This is a genomic window from Xanthomonas theicola (genome assembly GCF_014236795.1).
GTDB lineage: Bacteria > Pseudomonadota > Gammaproteobacteria > Xanthomonadales > Xanthomonadaceae > Xanthomonas_A > Xanthomonas_A theicola.
The window spans coordinates 1,172,180-1,190,137 of record NZ_CP049017.1 but is presented as its reverse complement, the minus strand read 5'-3'; the positions used below and the strand labels follow the sequence as shown (position 1 = coordinate 1,190,137).

Sequence of the window (17,958 nt, the reverse complement as noted above, 5' to 3'; positions counted from 1 at the left end):
GCGGCGATCGGCATGGTCTCCTGGCACGGGCACAGCCTCAGCGACCTGCTCGCCGGGTTCGCCTGGCCCTGGATGTGGCTGGCGCTGCCGCTGCCGCTGCTGGCGCGGCTGCTGTTGCCGGCGCAGCGCGGCGGTGCGCCGGCCTTGCGCGTGCCGTATGGGGCATACCTGCAGGCGGTCGCCGCCGCGCCGGCGCGCGGCGGCCTGTGGCGCGGCGGCCTGTGGCTGGCGTGGCTGGCCTGGTTCTGCCTGTGCGCGGCGGCGGCGCGGCCGCTGCAGCTGGGCGAGCCGATCGCGCCGCCGCAGCAGGCGCGGCAGCTGATGCTGGCGGTGGACCTGTCGGGCAGCATGAGCGAACCGGACATGACTCTGGGCGGGCGCATGGTGGCCCGTCTGACCGCGGCCAAGGCGGTGCTGGCCGATTTCCTCGACCGCCGTGACGGCGACCGCATCGGCCTGCTGGTGTTCGGCCAGCAGGCGTATGCGCTGACCCCGCTGACCGCCGACCTGGCGACGGTGCGCGATCAACTGCGCGACAGCGTGGTCGGCCTGGCCGGGCGCGAGACCGCGCTCGGCGACGCGATCGCGCTGGCGGTCAAGCGCCTGCGCGAACAAGCGCAGGGCGACCGGGTGCTGATCGTGCTGACCGACGGCGTCAACACTGCCGGCGTGCTGGAGCCGATCAAGGCCGCGGAACTGGCCAAGGCCGAACATGTGCGCATGTACACCATCGCCTTCGGCGGCGCCGGCGGCTATTCGCTGTTCGGCTTGCCGATGCCCGCCGGCAGCGGCGACGACCAGGTCGACGAGCACACCCTGCGCAAGATCGCCCAGGAGACCGGCGGCCGCTTCTTCCGCGCCCGCGACACCGACCAACTGGTCTCGATCTACGCCGAGCTGGAACGCCTGGAACCGGTGCGTTCGGCCGGCCCGGCGGTGCGCCCGCGGATCGAGCGCTACGCCTGGCCGCTGGGCGTGGCGCTGCTGCTGGGGCTGGTCGCGTTCGCGTGGCCCTGGAGGCGGCGATGAACGCGTTCTTGGAAGCGTTGCATTTCCTGCGTGCGCAGTGGTTGTGGGCATTGTTGTTGCTGCCGTTGCTGGGATGGAACTGGCTGCGCCGGCGCAGACGCAGCAACGTCTGGCGGCGCGCGGTGGATGCGCACCTGTTGCCGCACTTGCTTGCGCACGATGGCAGGCAGTCGCTGTCCGGGCCGTGGCTGGCCGCGCTCGGCTATGCGCTCGCGGTCGTGGCCCTGGCCGGACCGAGCTGGCGCCAGGAGCAACAGCCGCTGTGGCAGTCGCGCACGCCGCTGGTGATCGCGCTGGACTTGTCGCCGCGGATCCAGGCCGGCGACCTGCCGCCCTCGCGACTGCTGCAAGCGCGCGCCAAGCTGGCGACGCTGCTGCGCGAGCGCGCCGGCGGCGAAGTGGCGCTGCTGGCCTATGCCGGCGAACCCTTCACCGTCGCGCCGTTGACCGACGATGCGGCCAACGTGGCGCTGTTCCTGGATGCGCTGTCGCCGCAGGTGATGCCGGTGCCCGGGCAGCGGACCGATCTGGCCATCGACTGGGCGGCGCAATTGCTGCGCCAGGCCGGGTTCGCCCGCGGCGACATCCTGCTGCTCAGCGATCGGGCCGATGCGCGCGCGCAGCGCGCCGCGGCGCGCGCCGCCGGGCAGGGATACCGCGTCTGCGCGCTGGGACTGGGCACCGCCCGGGGGGCGGTCTATCGCGATGGCCAGGGCGGCGTGGCGCGCGCGCAACTGGATGCCGGTTCGCTGCATACCCTGGCGGCTGCCGGCAATGGCCGCTACGCCGCGCTGACTCCTACCGACGCGGACCTGCGCGCGCTGGGGGTACTGCAACCGCTGGAGCAGGCCGCGGCCACGGCCGGCGACGGCAGCGGCCGGGTCTGGCTGGATCAGGGCTACTGGCTGTTGCCGCCGCTGTTGCTGCTGGCCTTGCTCGCGTTCCGCCGCCGCGGCGGCGCGGCGTTGCTGCTGGTAGTGCTGATGCCGCTGGCAGTGCCGTCGCCGGCGCATGCGGCAGGCGACGATACTGCCGACGGTTGGTGGCGGCGTGCCGACCAACTGCGCCAGCAGCGCTTGGATGCGGGCGTACAAGCCTATCGCAAGGGCGATTTCGGTACTGCGCAGCAGCAGTTCGACGGCATCGACAGCGACCAGGGTTGGTACAACCTGGGCAATGCGCTGGCCCGCCAGGGCCGCTACGACGAGGCGATCGACGCCTACGACAAGGCGCTGACGCAGGATCCGCAGATGGCCGACGCGATCGCCAACCGCGCTGCGGTCGATGCCGCGCGCAAGCGCCGGTCGTCCGCGCAGCAGCAGGCGTCCGGCCAGCAGGGCCAGGACAGGGATGGGGCCAAGCAGGACCAGAAGGGCCAGCCGCGGCCGGGATCGGGCGGCGCGCCCGAGCGGCAGGACCCGGCACGGGCGCCCCGGCAGTCCGACGCGCAGGACCAGGCAGGGCAGAAGAATGGGCAATCGCCGTCGCCGGCCGCGCCGAAGGACGCGCCGCCGCAGGCGCCGCCGAAGCCGGGCGACATGCAGGCGCAGCAGCAGGCCGATGCGGCGCAGCGCCGGCAGATGCAGCAGGCGATGGCGCAGCAGGGCGCCGCGGGCAAGGCCGCCGCCGCGCGTGCCGCCGCCGCGGAGACCCCGCAGCAGCGCGAGCAGCGCCAGGCGGTAGAGGCATGGCTGCGGCGGGTGCCGGACGATCCGGGCAACCTGCTGCGCGCCAAGTTCAAGCTCGAACACGAACGCAGGCAACGGGAAGGACCATGATCGAACGCAAGCAACGGGGCTGGCACGGATGCATGTCCGCCGTGCCGATGCTGTCGGCAACGCTGGCGCTGCTGGCCGCGCTGGCGCTGCCGGCCGCGGCCGCCACCCGCGCGTGGCTGGACCGCGACAGCATCGGCGCCGGCGAGCGCGTCACCCTCAACATCGAGACCGACCAGGGCCCGGCAGTGCCGGAGTATGCGCCGCTGCGCGCGGATTTCGCGCTCAGCGACGAGGTCAGCAGCCGGCAGGTGCAGATGAGCAACGGCCAGGTCGCGGCGAAGTCGCTGTTCGGCGTGGCGCTGACGCCGCGCGCCACCGGCATGCTGCAGATCCCGTCGCTGCGCGTCGGCAACGAACGCACCGCGCCGTTGCTGCTGCGGGTTGCGGCGCCGTCCGCCGGCCCCGGCGGCGGCGATCGCGCGCAGCTCGGCAACGCCGACGTGTTCGTGCAGACCGTGGTCGACGACGCGCAGCCCTACGTGCAGCAGAGCGTCGGTGTGGTGGTGCGGCTGTATCTCGGGGTGCCCCTGAGCTCGGGCGAACTGGACCTGGATCCACCGGCCGGCGCCGCGCTGCAGCGCATCGGCGACGATAGCCAGAGCCGGCGCGAGATCGGCGGGCGCATGTTCACCATCGTCGAGCGCCGCTTCCTGCTGGTGCCCGAGCGCAGCGGGCCGTTGACCCTGCCGGGCGCGCGCTTCCGCGGCCGCGGCCCCAGCGGATTCTTCGACGACTATTTCGGCCGCGGCGGCGACCTCGGCGCACGCAGTGCCGCGCAGACCCTGCAGGTGCGCGCGCAGCCGGCCAATGCGCCGCAGCCGTGGCTGCCGCTGCACGACCTGCGCCTGCGCTACACCGCCACGCCGCAGCGCGCGGCGGTGGGCGAGGCGGCCGACATCGTGGTCGAGGCGAGTGCGCGCGGCGCCACCCAGGCGCAGTTCCCGGAACTGCCCACGCCGAGCGTCGATGGCGCGCAGGTGTTCGCCGAGCCGCCGCAGTTCGCCGAAACGTTCGTCGACGGCAGTCCGCAACTGAAGATCACTCGGCGTTATTCGATCGTGCCGCAGGCGCCGGGGCCGTTGCGGGTGAACGGGCTGCGCGTGCCGTGGTGGGAGGTGGCGGCCGGCACTGCGCGCGAGGCCGCCTTGCCCGATCTGGACCTGCAGGTGCTGCCCGGGCGCGGCGCGCCCGCAGCGCCTGCGCCGCCGCCGGCCGGCGCGCCCGCGCCGGGCGCGGAAGCCGTGCCGGCCGGCAATGCGCTGGCCACGACCCACGCGGCGTCCGCACTGCTCGCTTCGCTGCCGCTGTGGATGGCGCTGGCGGCGCTGTTCGCGCTGCTGTGGCTGGCGACGCTGCTGTGGGCCTGGCGCCGCCGCAGCGCTTCGCATACGACGGCGGCTGCGGCGGCCGTGCCGGCTCCCGCTGCGCCGCGCCCGCGCTACGGCTTGCCCGACCTGCGCAAGGCGCTGGATGCCGGCGGCCTGGATCAGGTCGCGGCGATCCTGTGCGCGCAGGCCGGCGTCGCCGACCTGGACGCGTTGCTGCGGCGGCTGGACGATCCGGCGCAACGCGAAGCCGTGCTGCGCATGCAACGCGCACGCTGGAGCGGCACCGGCGACGTGCCCGGCGCGCGTGCCGCATTGCGCGAAGCGTTCCGGTCCGGTCCGCGCTGGCGTGGGGCAGCACGCACACCGGCCAACGACGAACTGCCGCCGCTGTATCCGCGCGAGGTCTGACCTCCTGCCGCCACGCCGCTCGGGTCGCCGCGTATGCCGGGCGCACCAGCGTCGGGAGCAACGCCACTGCAGCACGCGCCCACGATGCCAGGCATGCCGGAACTGGATGCGGACCATCCCCGGCAGCACGCGGCGTTCCATGCCGCCGCAATGGCCTGTGTCCTGGGCGAGCCCGCGCACGTGAAGGCACCAGCCGGTCCGCGACGACCCTGCACCGCGCCGCAGCGTGCAGCGGGGCAGGACGGTGGATGCATGACGCGATGCCCGCCTGTGCCGGGCGCAATGGTATCGCCATGCTTGACTCCCCGGCTGTGCACGGATTGAATGCCGACATAGGTCGCTTACGCGGCGACCACGCCATGTCGCGGTCCACTTTTTCCACGATGGAGCGGCGCTCATGTTCTCCCTCTTTGCCACGCGCGGCGCACAATTGTCTTTCGTGGCACTGCTCGCCGGCGCGTTCCCCCTTCTTGCAGGATGCACGCGGATGAATTCGACGTCGACAGACACGTGGCGGACCAATGTGCCGGTGGATGCCAACGGCATCGTGCACATCGATACGCGCAAGCCGATCCCGTTCGACAGCCATAATTTCGGCACCGCATGCTACGACACTTATGGCTGCAAGATTCTATACAACGGTCGCTACGAGGCGCGCGATCCGGACGACGTGAAGCAGATTTCATCCGTGTCGCTGGACGATGCCTATCCAGACAATCTGTCGGGTTCGACCATCGATATCCGCAATTTCCGGCCGCCGGCCGAAGTCAGTTGGCGCTCCAGCGACGGACAGCCGCACCATGCCACGGTGGATATCGGTGCGATCTTCAAGGATCAGGTGGTCTTGCACAAGGTGCCGCAGGAGCAATTGCCGCCGATTCTGACGGCGCCGATCTTCCCGGACATCATCCTGGAAGTGAACGATCGCACGATCAATGTGTATATGCGGGCAATGGTGTTCACTACTGTTCCTCAGCGAGAAGGCAGGCCCGATAGTAGATTTCGCGACGAAGTAAATATCCCCCGGCAAAGCCGGGGGCTTTAGAGATGTGAGCCGCTCAAAGCGGCTGCGGGAGCGCTACGCGCCTCCCTTGTTAGGGCCACCTGAAGGTGGCCGACTACCTCAGCAACTGCAATTGGTCCAAGCGCCGATCTTCCGCCTCTTGGTTCTGGATGTATGCCCCGATCAACCCTTCATCCCGACCTACCCTCGTAACGAAGTAACCTCGCGCCCAGAAGCTCTGCCCTACAAAGTTCCGCTTCCGCTCCACATACACCCGCGCTAGGTGGATGGCGCTCTTGCCCTTGATATAGCCCACCACCTGCGACACCGCCTACTTCGGCGGAATCTTCAACAGCATATGGACGTGATCTGGCATCAGATGGCCCTCCTCGACCCGGCTCTCCTTCTGCTCGGCCAATCGCCGGAACACCTCTCCTAGATGCTTCCTCAGACCCACATACAGTGTCTTACGGCGACACTTCGGTATGAACACAACGTGGTACAGACACTCCCACCTGGTGTGACTTAAGCTCTCAAACTCATCCATCTCGGTTTCTCCGTCTCGTGTGCTTGGCCGCTCACGTTGCGGAGTCTCCGGGATGGACTCCCGGATACGTCAAACTTCTACTGCCTCCCCGGCAGAGCCGGGGGAACTCTCAGGTTGGTTTAGGGATTGCCTATACGAAGACTTACTGATATCACTGTGGTCAAGGAGAAGTATTATGGGAAGCGAGCGCAACGATCCGCGGCGCTGGCCTGATGGCGTGGAGACGTATCCGGCCAGCCAGCAGGACTTGGCAATCTATGAGCAGAGCCGCCACGCGCTGGCGCAGTTCCAGGCGCCGCGGCTGGTCAGCGATAAGAATCCGCATTCCCGCCTGTTCGTGGCCTCCTTCGATGGCACCGGCAACGACAAGTACAAGGATCCCGAACACATCACCAATATCGGCATCCTGGATGAGCAGGTGCAAGCAGGAAAGCGTAAAGGTATTAAAAATATAAGTGGTTATTATGTTTCCGGAGTCGGAACCCAAGATGATTCTTTCACCAAAGCGATCGATGGCGGCCTGGACTACAGCTACGGCCCGCGCATGGAAAGAATGCATCTGCAGTTCAGGGCACCTCTAAAAACCCCCGATTCTTGGCATCATGATTTTATTGCCATCGAGGGGTAAGTGCCGATGATCAGTCTGTTTGCCGGAGCCGAGCGCGAAGCCAAGCGCGAGCAATTGAGCGATCCACTGGAGTTGCTGTGGCGGCACATCGACTTCGCCGCGATCGCAGCGGTGATCGATGGCCGACTTCGCCTGGGCACCGGCCGCAAGGGCGGCCGCCCGGCGTGGCCGACGGAGTTGATGATCCGGCTGCTGTTGCTGCAACAGTTGTACAACCTGTGCGAGGAGGCGCTGGAGTACCAGGTACTGGACCGTCGCAGCTTCCAGCGCTTCCTGGGACTGGAGCACAGTGGCAAGGTGCCCGATGCCAAGACGATCTGGGTGTGGCGCGATCGGCTCAAGAAGCAGGATCTGATCGGCGAGATCAGCGGGGCGGGTTCATTGCCCGGGGCGGACAGATCGTCGATGCGAGCATCGTCAGTGCGCCGATCCAGCGCAACACGCCGGAGGAGAACGCCCAGATCAAGCAGGGCCAGAAGCCGCAAGGCTGGAGCGATGCCAAGCGAGGGCAGAAAGATGTACAGGCGCGCTGGACGCGCAAGCATGGCAAGGCCCATTACGGCTACAAGCTGCACGCCAACACGGATCGGCGCAGGGGCTTCATCGGCCGGCACGAGGTGAGCGCGGCCAACGTGCACGACAGCCGGCACTTTGAGACGCTGCTCGATCCGGCCAACACCGGGCGTACGGTAGGGGCCGACAGCGCCTATGCCAACCGGGCCCGGGAAGCCGAGCTCAGGCGACAAGGCTACCGAGCGGACATCCAGCACAAGGGCCAGGCGGACCAGCCGCTCAGTCCGGTCCAGCAGCGTCGGAACCATCGCATCGCCAAGGACCGGGCGTTGGGCGAACACCCGTTTGCCCGGCTCACCCAGCAGGGCGGCAAATGCCGACGGACGATTGGCCTGGCGCGTGCCCAGGTGGTGATCGGCCTGAAGGTCGCCGCGCACAACCTGATGCGGCTGGCGCGGCTGCAGAGCCAGGGGATCGTGCCCGCGTGAGCGGAAACGGCGGCTGGCAGGCCGCAATCAGAGTTTGAAATGACAAGGGGGGCTTCGGGCGCCACCAGCCAGAGGATGCGGCGGTGCCCGTCGCCTCACCAAGCATCTCAAACGGCAAAAATCCAGGTTGTTCGAGGTGCCCATGAACCGTCCGCGTTCGCGCAACTGGCGCAGAGCACCCAGCGCCCTGGCCGAGAGCAGGCGGAAGTCTGCGGTGTTGGTGGGTATGGGCGTTTTCGACAGCCCGCCGATCACTCGGCAGAACGCCGCGGCCGAGGCCCTCTTTGAGCCAGCTCCCGCCCTCCCGCGCGACTCGGGTACCGAAAGCCCTGCCGCCAGTACACGACGAATTGCGCAATCAACTCGGGCGGATCCTGTCCATCCGCATCAAGCATCAAGGCAGCGCCTTCGGCCACATGATCCAGCGCCGCTGGTCAGCGCTATCTCCTTGCCTAAGTTGCGCGAAAGCCGAATCGCCTCGACCAGGGAGTTGACAGCAGCCAACCCGCACATCACGCGCCAGGTGTCATCGTCACGCCATCGTCCACGTACAGCGCGCGCCCACGCACGCCATCGAGCGTCTCCAGCACCTGCATGATGCGAGGATGCAGCAGAGGCAGGCTGTCGGCTTCGTTGTAGGCCGCCGCCACGGTCGGGCGATCGTCCTGCATTTCATATCCCGGTCCAGTGCATGCGGTCCACGCAGCGCCTTTCTGGCGATCGTGGCGCTAGCGGCGCCCGTCTTGGAACGGAGCGTAGCCGTGCGCATGCCAGATCCTCAGCTGCTCCTCGGCGACGCCTGCACGCCAATCATACGCCTCGGACAGAACGGCCCGGTCGATATGCGGGTAATCTTCCCGGATCTGCATAGCGATCTGCCGCGAGTGCTCTGCGATCTTCATCGCTTTCCTGGCCAGATGCAGCCCATTGAAGATCGATGCCGCAACGAACAACAGCAGTAACCCGCGCACCAACGTCCAGGCACGGGAATCCCGGAAGCCGACGAGCATGACGCCGAGCCAACCAATCCAAAACCAGATGGAGAAACTCGCATAACGGATCGCGAAGCCATGCCCGGCACCAAACAGCGTCGCGCGTCCGCAAGCGGTCAATATCGCAAAACCTACGCCCATTGCCATCAGGCTCAACCACGGCAAGAGCGACGGATGCAAGCGCATACGCACGCTCACCCAGAGCGCGTAGCCCAGCGCGATCGCCGCAAACACCGGGGCCACTTCGTTCGAGAAGTGCATCACGCCACCTCCCAGGTAGTTGAACACATATCCAACGAAAGGACCGGCCTCCAGTTTCTGGACGAACGCACCAGCTTTACCACGATGCAGCAGCGCCACAAGCAAGGCCAGGGCCGCCAGCCATGGGGCACACATGCCCAGGCGCCTGGCGGCGGAAGAAGTGCGATGCAGCACGATCAACCCCACCGCCACCGGAAACGCCACCAACGTGGTGGAAAAGCCGAATACTCCGGCCACTGCCAAAATCACGGCCAACAGGTTTGCTCCCCAGGTGAGCCTGGGAGCAGTCAACAGATAGACAGGCGCGATGCATCCCAGCAACCCGACGAACACGGCGACCTGCCATCCCCACTGCAGGTTGATCAAATGCCCGGGATACAACGCCAAGAACACGAACACCCACAACCAACCGCGGTGCAGCCGCGCGCCGAAATCGCGCAGCGCCATGCGAAGGAGAATGGCGCCGCAAAGGCCGAGCAAGGCCATGCTCACCAGGCAATCCAGCCAGGTCTGGCCGCCAGATGCGCGAGTGGTGAGCAGCAGGATCGCATAGGCGGCAGAATGCAAATGGCTGCCGTCGTGAACCTTCCAGAAATCCGAACTCCCCAGGCGGCCCTCTTCCCAAGCTTGGTAGATCGGCACTAGGTCGATATTATCCCAAAGCAGGAGCGGAATACGCCATGTCAGCGTCAACCAAGTCAGGACGATCGCCCCGAACGCGAACATCCACCAGGCGCCAGCCGGCTTTGCTTGACTGGAGCGGCCTAGAAATGCGGGCGCCGAGCCGATGCCGCGGACCATATGAGCACCAGCGCTGCAGATATACATCCCTTCACCTTGGATTTCGGGGCAATTTTCATTCAGAAAGCACAAGGCCACGCCTCCGTCAGACGCCATCCGGATATGTGCTCAGTGAGGCACGACACCATTCAAAACCGGCCGACCGGATCACGGTCCGGCATTGTCTCGTAATATCCATAATGGATTCAACTCTGGTTCGCAGCACAACCGAGGAAAAATCCCCAGAGCAAACTGCGGGGGTGTCTTGACAGGCTGCTGAAATACTGGTCGACAGCCATCGAAAGTCAATGACCTTTCGTTTGGCGTGCGTCATTTTGGGCGGGAAACGTATCAAAATTCACCCCGGAGATAAGTATTTCAGCAGCCTGTTGAGTCCAGGCCTATTGCGTGGACGGTTACAGAACCGCTGCTCGATCCATGCGCAGCAAGTATCGCTCATTGCACTGAAACCGGCAGGCCGCGGCAAGGACTGGTTGGTCGATCCGTTGGCATTTTCAGTGCTGCCACCCCCGCGCTCGTACCATCGCGCAGGCCAAGCAGGCGTGGTTGCCTACGGCGCTTGCGCAGGTCGCTTGAACAACTGGCCATCACGTCCTGTAGTGTTGCGGTACGAAATTGAACCCGCTGTCAGCAAATCAATCTCGAGGCGCAATGGATTGTCCTTTGCGCGTATCGAACATAATCGGCTGCTCCCACCAGTCCTCGACGCTGCCGTCGCGGCCGTGCAGGCGCAGGCCGAGCCAGTGCGTTCCCTGCACCAATCCGCGGGCGTCCAGTTCCGCGCGGAAGCCGACGTTCGGATGGCCGGGATCGGTGGAGATCTTCCAGAACGCGGTGACGTCGTAGGCCTCGCCGTAATGCGCCTGCGCGGCGACCTTGCCGTCGAGCAGCACCTCGACCCGGGCGATGCCCACGCCGTCCTTGAACGCCCAGCCGGACACCTCGAAGCTGCGCGCCACCCTGGCGCCCACGTCCGGCGTGTCGAACCAGGCCATCGCCGGCGTCGTGCACGGCCCGGACAGGCGCTGCGCGGGCAGCGCGAACAGCAGAAAGCGCTGCCCGCCGTGGTCGCTGGACACCACCTCCGGCGGCGGCAGCGGGCCGACCAGCGCGCAGACCGCGTGGTAGCGCTGCAGCAGCAACCGGTACTTCATGTCGCTGGGCGACAGCACCAGCAACCGCGGCCCGTCGCGGCGGCCGTCGCTGAGCAGCCCCCACTGGCGCAGCTGCGCACTGCGCCCATGCTTGTCGTTCATCGGGTGCGGCAGCGTCTGGATGCCGGCGTCGCCCAGCGCGAAACCGAGTTCGGCAGCGACCTTGAAGTTGTCGGCCAGGATCTGCGTGCCCGCCGGCATCGATGCCAGCTTGCGGCGGACCGCCGAGGCCAACGGCTGCCAGCCGACGAAGTTGCGCGGGTAATACTTGTCGCCGGCGGCATGCTCGCGCACCGACGGCACCGACACGGCCAGGTAGTAGCCGAACGCGGCGGCCAGGCCGAGCCCGCTCAGCAGCCAGGTCGCGCAGCGCAGCCGCTTCGGCCAGCCGTTGAGGATCACCGGGGCGGCGACCAGCAGGGCCAGGTAGCCCGGCAACGGCCAATGGAAACTGATGCGCTCGGCGTCGGTGAAGAAGCCGAGCAGGAAGATGCCTAGCGTGGACACGCCGCCGAGCAGGCCGAAATAGCGCCACTGCACGCGCGCGCCGCCGCTGCTGCCGCCGCGCGTGGCCACCAGCGCGACCTTCCACATCGCCACCGCCAGCAATGGCGTGACCAGCAGCCCCTGGATCAGCACGAACGCGATGCCGTCAGGCTGGAAACTCCACGGATGCCGATCGATCAACTGGAACTTGACCCCGGCCTCGCCGTTGTCGGCATTCCATGCCAGCAACGGCAGCCAGGCGACGATGCCGATCGCCAGCGCCACCCACACCTGCGGATCGCGCAGCATGCGCCGGCCCTGCGGGATCAGCAGCAGCGCGATCGCGCCGACCCCGATCACCCCAGCGAAGCGATAATGACTCAGCGCGCCCAGGGTCAGCCCCAGGGCCAGCTCCACCGCGCTCATCGCGTCGATCTGGCGCAGCAGCCGCGCACTGGCGTCCATGCACAGGATCGTCGCCAGCGCCATCGGCACGTCCGGCAGGGCCAGGATGCCAAGCGTGCCCGACAGCGGCATCAGCAGGGTCAGGCTGCCGGCGCGCCAGCCGGCGACCGCGCCGAACCAGCGCGTGGCGATGCGCGCGATCAGCCATGGCATCAGCGCCGACAGCGCCAGGAACGGCGCGCGCAGCGCCAGCAGGTGATCGCCGCCGAGCGCCACGCCCAGCCGCGCCAGCCAGGCGGTCAGCCCAGGCAGGTCCGAATAGGCGGCGGCCAGGTGCTGGCCCTCCTGCCAATAGAACGCCTCGTCGACGAACAAGGGCAGGCGCGCGGCCGTCAGCAGCTTGACTGCCGTGACCAGCGTCCACAGCACCATGAAGACGCTGCGTGCACGTTGTTCGCCTTGCATTGGCCTTAAACTCCCCTAAACCGTTGCGAGAATGCGATGCCTAGTCCGCCCCGCTTGCCGGAAATGCTAACCGATACGCTGCGCCAGGCGCTCGCACAGGCCCAGCAACAGGTCAATGCGCTGGTGCTGGGCAAACCGCAGCAGGTGCGGATGGCCTTTGTCGCGCTGCTGTCCGGTGGACATCTGCTGATCGAGGACCTGCCCGGGCTGGGCAAGACCACGCTGGCGCACGCGCTGGCCGCGAGCCTGGGATTGAGCTTCCAGCGCGTGCAGTTCACCTCCGACCTGCTGCCGGCCGATGTGCTCGGGGTGTCGGTGTACGACGCGCAATCGCGCCAGTTCCAGTTCCATCCCGGCCCGGTGTTCGCCCACGTGCTGCTCGCCGACGAGATCAACCGCGCGCCGCCGCGCACCCAGAGCGCGCTGCTGGAAGCGATGGCCGAACAACAAGTGACGCTGGACGGAACGACCCACCCGCTGCCGGCGCCGTTCTTCGTCATCGCCACGCAGAATCCGGTCGACCTGTCGGGCACCTTCCCGCTGCCCGATTCGCAGCTGGATCGGTTCCTGCTGCGGCTGGCGCTGGGCTATCCCAGCGCCGAGTCCGAGCGCGCGCTGCTCAGCGGCAGCGACCGCCGCGACTTGATCGCGCAGGCGCGGCCGCGGCTCGGCGACACCGACATGGCCACGCTGCGGCACAGCGTGGAGCGGATCCACGTCAGCGACGCGCTGGTCGGCTACGTGCAGGCGCTGCTCGCGCGCAGCCGCCAGCATCCCGGCGTGCGCGTGGGCCTGTCGCCGCGCGCCGGCATCGCGCTGCTGCGCGCGGCCAAGGCGCACGCCCTGCTGCTCGGCCGCGCGCATGCGCTGCCCGAAGACGTGCAGGCGCTGTTCGTGGCCGTGGCCGAACACCGGCTGGTGGCCGAACAGGAATCGGCTTCCGGACAAGCGCTGGCCAAGGCGATCCTGCACAACGTCGCGGTGGACTGACGCCGATGCGGTCACGGCTGCGCGAGTGGCGTCGGGCACTGGCACGGCTGGCGCGGCCGCGCGATCCCGAAGCCCTGCCGGTGCGGCTGGACCGGCGCCGGATCTACATCCTGCCCACGCCGTTCGGCGGCTTCATCGCACTGTTGCTCGGGACGATGCTGCTCGGCGCGCTGAACTACAACAACAACCCCGCCTTGCTGCTGGCGATGCTGCTCGGCGCGGCCGCCATCGCCAGCGCGATCATGGCCCACTTGCAGCTGTCGGGGTTGCGCCTGGAGGCGCTGTCGGCAGAGCCGGTGGCGGCCGGCACGCCGCTGCGGCTGCGGCTGGCCCTGGCCGCCGGCGACGCCCGGCCCCGGCGCGGCCTGCGCGTGGCCCATGCCCGCCAGCACACCTACCTGGCGCTGCACGGCGACGGCGGCAACGAAGCCGACCTGCAACTGCCCACCGAGCGCCGCGGCTGGCTCGACCTGCAGCGCATCCGGATTTCCACCACCCAGCCGCTGGGCCTGCTGCGCGCCTGGGCCTGGTTCTGGCCGGACACGCCGCTGTTGGTCTACCCGCAACCGGAGGCGGACGGGCCGCCGCTGCCGTCCGGCGCCGGCACCCCGACCCAGACCCGGCTGCACGCGCTGGGCGAGGAACTGCACCAGTTGCGCCCGTACCGCGCCGGCGATACGCCGCGCGCAATCTCCTGGAAGCACTCGGCGCGCCGCGACACGCTGCTGGTGCGCGAGTACGAGCGCCCGGTCGGCGTGGACGTGGTGCTGGACTGGCGGACCCTGCCGGGATTGCCCTACGAGCGGCGCATCGCGCGGCTGGCGCGCTGGGTCGACGAGGCCGAGCGCGACGGCCGCCGCTACCGCCTGCTGCTGCCGGGACAGCCGCCGCTGGGGCCGGGCCGCGGCCCGCAGCACCGGCACCTGTGCCAGCGCGCGCTGGCACTGCTGCCCCATGGCTGAGCCGCACTCGCCCGCGCTGAACGCCAGCAGCCGCCACTGGGCGCTCGCTGCCGGCATGCTGGCGTTGCTGCCACTGCTGTTGCAGTTGCCCGCGACGCTGGCGCTGGTGTTCGCGCTGGCTGCGGTGCTGATCGGCGCCAGTTCGGCGTGGCGGCCGCTGCCGGCCGCGCTGCGCCTGCTGCTGGTGGCGGCGATGCTGGCGGCGATCTACTGGCAGGTCGGCATGCGTTTCGGCCGCGATACCGGCTGCGCCATGCTCGCGGCGATGCTGGCGATCAAGCCGTCGGAACTGAAGACGCTGCGCGACGCGCGCAGCTTGCTCGGCTTCGCCCTGTTCGCACCGTTCGCCGCGTTCCTGCTCGACCAGGGCCCGTCGACGATGCTCCTGGCATTGGCCGCGGTGATCGCCGCGCTGTTATGCATGCAGCGCCTGGCCGACCAGGAGGGACACAGCGGCCGCCATCCGCTGCGCGGCCAGGTGCGCGGCGTCGGCCGGCTGCTGGCGCTCGGCCTGCCGCTGGCGCTGACCGCGTTCTGGCTGTTCCCGCGGCTGGGCGCGCCGCTGTGGGGCATCCCCGAGCGCGCGCTGGCGCGGCCCGGCCTGGCGGACACGATGAGCCCCGCGCAGTGGCTGGACCTGATGGCCGACGACACCCCGGCGTTGCGCGTGCAGTTCTTCGGCCCCGCGCCCGCGCCGGCCCAGCGCTACTGGCGCGGACCGGTGCTGTGGGATTTCGACGGCAGCACGTGGCGCGCGCAACGCGGCAACGTGTCCCTGCCGGCCCCGCCGGTGCGCACCGGCGCGGTCGCATGGGACTACCAGATCGAGGTCGAGCCGACCGACCGCCGCCAGCTGGTCGCGCTGGACCTTCCGCTGCAGGCGCCGGACGGCAGCCGCGTGTCCGCCGACTACGTCCTGCACACCGAGCGCCCGCTCAGCGCGCTGACACGCTGGCGGCTGCGCTCGGCGCCGCCGCTGCGCTTCGAGACCGAGTTGGCGCCGGCCCAGCGCCAGCGCGCGCTGGCGCTGCCGCCGGGTTACAACCCGCGCACCCTGGCCCTGGCCCGGCAGTGGCGGCAGCAGGCCGGCGCCGACGACGCCGCGATCGTGGCGCGTGCGCTGCAATGGATCCGCCGCGACTTCGGCTACACCCTGGACACGCCGCTGCCCGGCCGCGACGGTGTCGACGAATTCCTGTTCGAGCAGAAGGCCGGTTTCTGCCAGCACTTCAGTTCCGCCTTCGTGGTGCTGATGCGCGGCGCCGGGATCCCCGCGCGGGTGGTCACCGGCTACGCCGGCGGCATCCGCAATCCATTGGGCGGCTACTGGGTGGTGCGGCGCATGGACGCCCACGCCTGGGCCGAGGTATGGCTGCCGCAGCGCGGCTGGGTACGCGTGGATCCGACCGCCGCGGTCGCCCCGGAACGCATCTACGACACCCTGGAGGACCGCCTGGGCGCCGGCGCCGGCGCCCAGGGCGGCGCCAGCTGGCAGCTGCGCGACGTCGGCGACTGGCTGCGCCGCGGCTGGAACGACCTGGTGCTGTCGTTCGACGCCAACCGCCAGCAACGGCTGCTGAGCAATCTGGGCATCGCCAAGTTGGAGCCGGCGCAGTTGGTCGCGCTGTTCGCCGGCTTCGCGGCGCTGGTGCTGGGCTGGATGGCCTGGCTGCTGGCCCGCGGCGAACGCGAGCGCGACCCGCTGCTGCGCGCCTGGCGGCGGCTGGGCCGGCGCTACGCACGGCTCGGCCTGGGCCGCGAGGCGCACGAACCGGCGCTGACGTGGGCGCAGCGTGTACACCGGGTGATGCCCGATCCGGCGCTGCTTTCGCTCAGCCAACGTTTCGCCGATTCGCGCTACGCTGGCGCCGATTCGGACAGCGCTTCATTGTTGCGCGACCTGCGCAGGCACCGTCCGCACACCGGAGCATTTCGATGAAGATCCGATTGCTGTTGCCCGTCATGGCCGTTCTCGTCCTGGGCGCCTGCGCGACCGCGCCCAAGCCGCTGCAAGGCCAGTTCGCCACCGTCACCCCGCGCGACTCGGTCGCCGGCCAGCAGGTCGGCGCCTCGGTGCGCTGGGGCGGCAAGATCATCCAGACCAAGCCCGGCCAGGGCGAGACCTGCTTCCAGATGCTGTCGCGGCCGCTGAGCGCCAGCGGCCGTCCGGACAGCGATTCGGCCGACGCCAGCGACGGCCGCTTCGTCGCCTGCCGTGCCGGCTTCTACGACCCGGCGGTGTTCGAGCCCGGACGTGAGGTGACCTTCATCGGCCACGTCTCCGGCTACGAGAGCACCCGCATCGGCGAGTACGACTACCGCCTGCCGAAGATCAGCGCCGACGTGGTCTACCTGTGGCCGGTGGTGCGTCAGGTCGACGTGGTGCCCGCCTACCCGTACGGTCCCTGGGGGCCGTGGGATCCTTGGGGCCCGCGCTGGGGCTGGGGCCGCGGCTGGTGGTGAGCGTTGTGCGACGATGGACAAGAAAACGCCGCTGAAAAGCGGTGTTTTCCGTTTGGCCGGCAGCACCGCGGCAGATCGCGCCCGCATGCGCCGGCCGGCAATCGGATCAGGGCGTGCCAAAGCGGCCCAGCAGCGCACCGGCCAACAAGTGCAGGTGCAGATGGAACACGGTCTGCCCGGCATGCTCGCGGCAGTTCATCACCACCCGGTAGCCGTCCTCGGCCAGGCCCTGATCGCGCGCGTACACGGCCGCGGCCAGCACCAGCTTGCCGACCAGCGGCGCCTGCTCCGGCGTCAGGTCGTCGAGGGTAGGGATCTCCACCTGCTTGGGAATGAACAGCACATGCACCGGCGCCTGCGGCGCGATGTCCTTGAAACCGAGGACGTCGTCGTCCTCGTAGACGATGCTGGCGGGAATTTCGCGGCGGATGATCTTGCCGAAGATGGTATCCATGGGCCGGGTCGCAGGGCGGAAAGGGGCAGTCGTTATAGCCCAATTCGGCAGCGCACAGGCACTGCCGCGCAGGCCGCTACTCGCCGGCACCGCCCTGCGGCGCCTCGTGGCGGCTGCCGAACGCATGCGACAGCGTGCCGCGGTCCACGTACTCCAGTTCCCCGCCCAGCGGCAGGCCCTGCGCCAGCCGGCTCGGGCGCACTCCGTGCCGGCGCGCCAGCTGCGCCAGATAATGCGCGGTGGCCTCGCCCTCGACGGTGGAATTGGTGGCGATGATCAGTTCGGCGATCTCGCCCTGCGCCAGCCGCGCACCGAGCCGGTCCAGGCCGAGTTCGCGCGGACCGACCCCGTCCAGCGGCGACAGCCGGCCCTGCAGGATGAAATACAGCCCGCGGTAGCCGGTGGCGTGCTCGATCGCCAGCCGGTCGGCCGGCGACTCCACCGCGCACAACTGCTGCCGGTCGCGACTGGCGCTGGCGCAGATCGCGCACAGTTCGGTCTCGCTGAAATCGCGGCATTGCGTGCAGTGGCCAATGCGCTCGATCGCCTCGCGCAAGGTATCGGCCAAGCGCTGTCCGCCCTCGCGCTCGCGTTCGAGCACGTGGTAGGCCATCCGCTGCGCGGTCTTCTGGCCGACGCCGGGCAACACGCGAAAGGCGTCGATCAGTTGTTCGAGCAGGGAGGGGCTCATTGCGGGTCGGGGGTCGGGGGTCGAGACTCGGAAAGGCGGGCTGTTGCACTCGTAGCCCTTCAGGACGTGGCACTACCATCCGGCGCTACGCCGGCTTGGCTTTTCCGAGTCC

At 68.8% G+C, this 17,958-nt stretch carries 14 protein-coding genes and 3 pseudogenes; 11 read left to right on the top strand and 6 right to left on the bottom strand.

Annotated features, from left to right (window positions below; genetic code table 11):
• The first annotated feature begins 12 nt into the window (after nt 1-12).
• The 4 genes from G4Q83_RS05325 (at nt 13) to G4Q83_RS05310 (ending at nt 5,588) form a co-directional block, all read left to right on the top strand.
• Nucleotides 13-1,029, top strand: a complete 1,017-nt coding sequence (locus tag G4Q83_RS05325; protein ID WP_170069194.1) for a vWA domain-containing protein — start codon at nt 13-15, stop codon at nt 1,027-1,029.
• Nucleotides 1,026-2,807, top strand: coding sequence for a tetratricopeptide repeat protein (locus tag G4Q83_RS05320; protein ID WP_128421210.1), 1,782 nt, complete (start codon nt 1,026-1,028; stop codon nt 2,805-2,807). Before G4Q83_RS05325 ends, G4Q83_RS05320 begins: the two co-directional genes overlap by 4 nt.
• A 32-nt stretch (nt 2,808-2,839) precedes the next feature.
• Complete coding sequence (locus G4Q83_RS05315; RefSeq protein ID WP_128421209.1) at nt 2,840-4,543, top strand: BatD family protein; 1,704 nt, start codon at nt 2,840-2,842, stop codon at nt 4,541-4,543.
• A 397-nt stretch (nt 4,544-4,940) separates the two neighbouring features.
• Nucleotides 4,941-5,588, top strand: coding sequence for a hypothetical protein (locus G4Q83_RS05310; RefSeq protein WP_246432287.1), 648 nt, complete (start codon nt 4,941-4,943; stop codon nt 5,586-5,588).
• Between the two features lie 73 nt (nt 5,589-5,661).
• Here the strand turns inward: G4Q83_RS05310 and tnpA are convergent.
• Nucleotides 5,662-6,093 (bottom strand): annotated as a pseudogene (gene tnpA, locus G4Q83_RS05305) (IS200/IS605 family transposase).
• Nucleotides 6,094-6,268: 175 nt separating this feature from the next.
• On the opposite strand from tnpA, the gene G4Q83_RS23025 reads away from it, so the two are divergent.
• From G4Q83_RS23025 to G4Q83_RS05295, 3 genes and pseudogenes are all read left to right on the top strand, one after another.
• Nucleotides 6,269-6,721: a hypothetical protein gene (locus G4Q83_RS23025; protein ID WP_246432286.1), complete on the top strand. Its 453-nt coding sequence runs from the start codon at nt 6,269-6,271 to the stop codon at nt 6,719-6,721.
• A 6-nt stretch (nt 6,722-6,727) separates the two neighbouring features.
• Nucleotides 6,728-6,997: pseudogene (locus G4Q83_RS24475) on the top strand (transposase); the annotation flags it as partial.
• A 47-nt stretch (nt 6,998-7,044) separates the two neighbouring features.
• Nucleotides 7,045-7,722: an IS5 family transposase gene (locus G4Q83_RS05295; RefSeq protein WP_211288376.1), complete on the top strand. Its 678-nt coding sequence runs from the start codon at nt 7,045-7,047 to the stop codon at nt 7,720-7,722.
• Between the two features lie 84 nt (nt 7,723-7,806).
• On the opposite strand, the pseudogene G4Q83_RS23020 reads toward G4Q83_RS05295, so the two are convergent.
• The 3 genes and pseudogenes from G4Q83_RS23020 to G4Q83_RS05280 form a co-directional block, all read right to left on the bottom strand.
• Nucleotides 7,807-8,393, bottom strand: a pseudogene (locus G4Q83_RS23020) (glycosyltransferase family 2 protein); the annotation flags it as partial.
• 57 nt (nt 8,394-8,450) lie between these two features.
• The gene (locus G4Q83_RS05285; RefSeq protein WP_128421347.1) at nt 8,451-9,848 is read right to left on the bottom strand and encodes a hypothetical protein; all 1,398 of its coding nucleotides are present in this window, start codon (nt 9,846-9,848) and stop codon (nt 8,451-8,453) included.
• Between the two features lie 563 nt (nt 9,849-10,411).
• Nucleotides 10,412-12,286, bottom strand: coding sequence for an ArnT family glycosyltransferase (locus G4Q83_RS05280; protein WP_128421346.1), 1,875 nt, complete (start codon nt 12,284-12,286; stop codon nt 10,412-10,414).
• 36 nt (nt 12,287-12,322) lie between these two features.
• On the opposite strand from G4Q83_RS05280, the gene G4Q83_RS05275 reads away from it, so the two are divergent.
• From G4Q83_RS05275 to G4Q83_RS05260, 4 genes are read left to right on the top strand one after another with little or no spacing between them, the layout of a single operon-like run.
• The gene (locus G4Q83_RS05275) at nt 12,323-13,276 is read left to right on the top strand and encodes an AAA family ATPase (RefSeq protein ID WP_128421345.1); all 954 of its coding nucleotides are present in this window, start codon (nt 12,323-12,325) and stop codon (nt 13,274-13,276) included.
• Between the two features lie 5 nt (nt 13,277-13,281).
• The gene (locus G4Q83_RS05270; protein WP_128421344.1) at nt 13,282-14,238 is read left to right on the top strand and encodes a DUF58 domain-containing protein; all 957 of its coding nucleotides are present in this window, start codon (nt 13,282-13,284) and stop codon (nt 14,236-14,238) included.
• Nucleotides 14,231-16,177, top strand: coding sequence for a transglutaminase TgpA family protein (locus G4Q83_RS05265; RefSeq protein ID WP_128421343.1), 1,947 nt, complete (start codon nt 14,231-14,233; stop codon nt 16,175-16,177). The genes G4Q83_RS05270 and G4Q83_RS05265 overlap by 8 nt, the downstream gene beginning before the upstream one ends.
• Nucleotides 16,174-16,701 (top strand): Slp family lipoprotein, encoded by a 528-nt coding sequence (locus tag G4Q83_RS05260; protein WP_128421342.1) that lies wholly within the window; start codon nt 16,174-16,176, stop codon nt 16,699-16,701. The genes G4Q83_RS05265 and G4Q83_RS05260 overlap by 4 nt, the downstream gene beginning before the upstream one ends.
• 106 nt (nt 16,702-16,807) lie before the next feature.
• On the opposite strand, the gene G4Q83_RS05255 is transcribed toward G4Q83_RS05260, so the two are convergent.
• Nucleotides 16,808-17,155 (bottom strand): histidine triad nucleotide-binding protein, encoded by a 348-nt coding sequence (locus G4Q83_RS05255; protein WP_128421341.1) that lies wholly within the window; start codon nt 17,153-17,155, stop codon nt 16,808-16,810.
• 76 nt (nt 17,156-17,231) lie between these two features.
• A complete protein-coding gene (gene recR / locus G4Q83_RS05250) occupies nt 17,232-17,846 on the bottom strand; it encodes a recombination mediator RecR (RefSeq protein WP_128421340.1) in 615 nt (204 codons plus the stop codon).
• Between the last annotated feature and the right edge of the window lie 112 nt (nt 17,847-17,958).

Bases quoted from the DNA above. Each gene is read 5' to 3' on its own strand.
- G4Q83_RS05325 (WP_170069194.1), top strand. From the start codon at position 13: ATGGTCTCCTGGCACGGGCACAGCCTCAGCGACCTGCTCGCCGGGTTC.
- G4Q83_RS05310 (WP_246432287.1), top strand. From the start codon at position 4,941: ATGTTCTCCCTCTTTGCCACGCGCGGCGCACAATTGTCTTTCGTGGCA.
- G4Q83_RS05315 (WP_128421209.1), top strand. From the start codon at position 2,840: ATGTCCGCCGTGCCGATGCTGTCGGCAACGCTGGCGCTGCTGGCCGCG.
- G4Q83_RS05260 (WP_128421342.1), top strand. From the start codon at position 16,174: ATGAAGATCCGATTGCTGTTGCCCGTCATGGCCGTTCTCGTCCTGGGC.
- G4Q83_RS05320 (WP_128421210.1), top strand. From the start codon at position 1,026: ATGAACGCGTTCTTGGAAGCGTTGCATTTCCTGCGTGCGCAGTGGTTG.
- G4Q83_RS05280 (WP_128421346.1), bottom strand. From the start codon at position 12,286: ATGCAAGGCGAACAACGTGCACGCAGCGTCTTCATGGTGCTGTGGACG.
- G4Q83_RS05275 (WP_128421345.1), top strand. From the start codon at position 12,323: ATGCCTAGTCCGCCCCGCTTGCCGGAAATGCTAACCGATACGCTGCGC.
- G4Q83_RS05255 (WP_128421341.1), bottom strand. From the start codon at position 17,155: ATGGATACCATCTTCGGCAAGATCATCCGCCGCGAAATTCCCGCCAGC.
- G4Q83_RS05265 (WP_128421343.1), top strand. From the start codon at position 14,231: ATGGCTGAGCCGCACTCGCCCGCGCTGAACGCCAGCAGCCGCCACTGG.
- G4Q83_RS23025 (WP_246432286.1), top strand. From the start codon at position 6,269: ATGGGAAGCGAGCGCAACGATCCGCGGCGCTGGCCTGATGGCGTGGAG.
- G4Q83_RS05270 (WP_128421344.1), top strand. From the start codon at position 13,282: ATGCGGTCACGGCTGCGCGAGTGGCGTCGGGCACTGGCACGGCTGGCG.
- recR (WP_128421340.1), bottom strand. From the start codon at position 17,846: ATGAGCCCCTCCCTGCTCGAACAACTGATCGACGCCTTTCGCGTGTTG.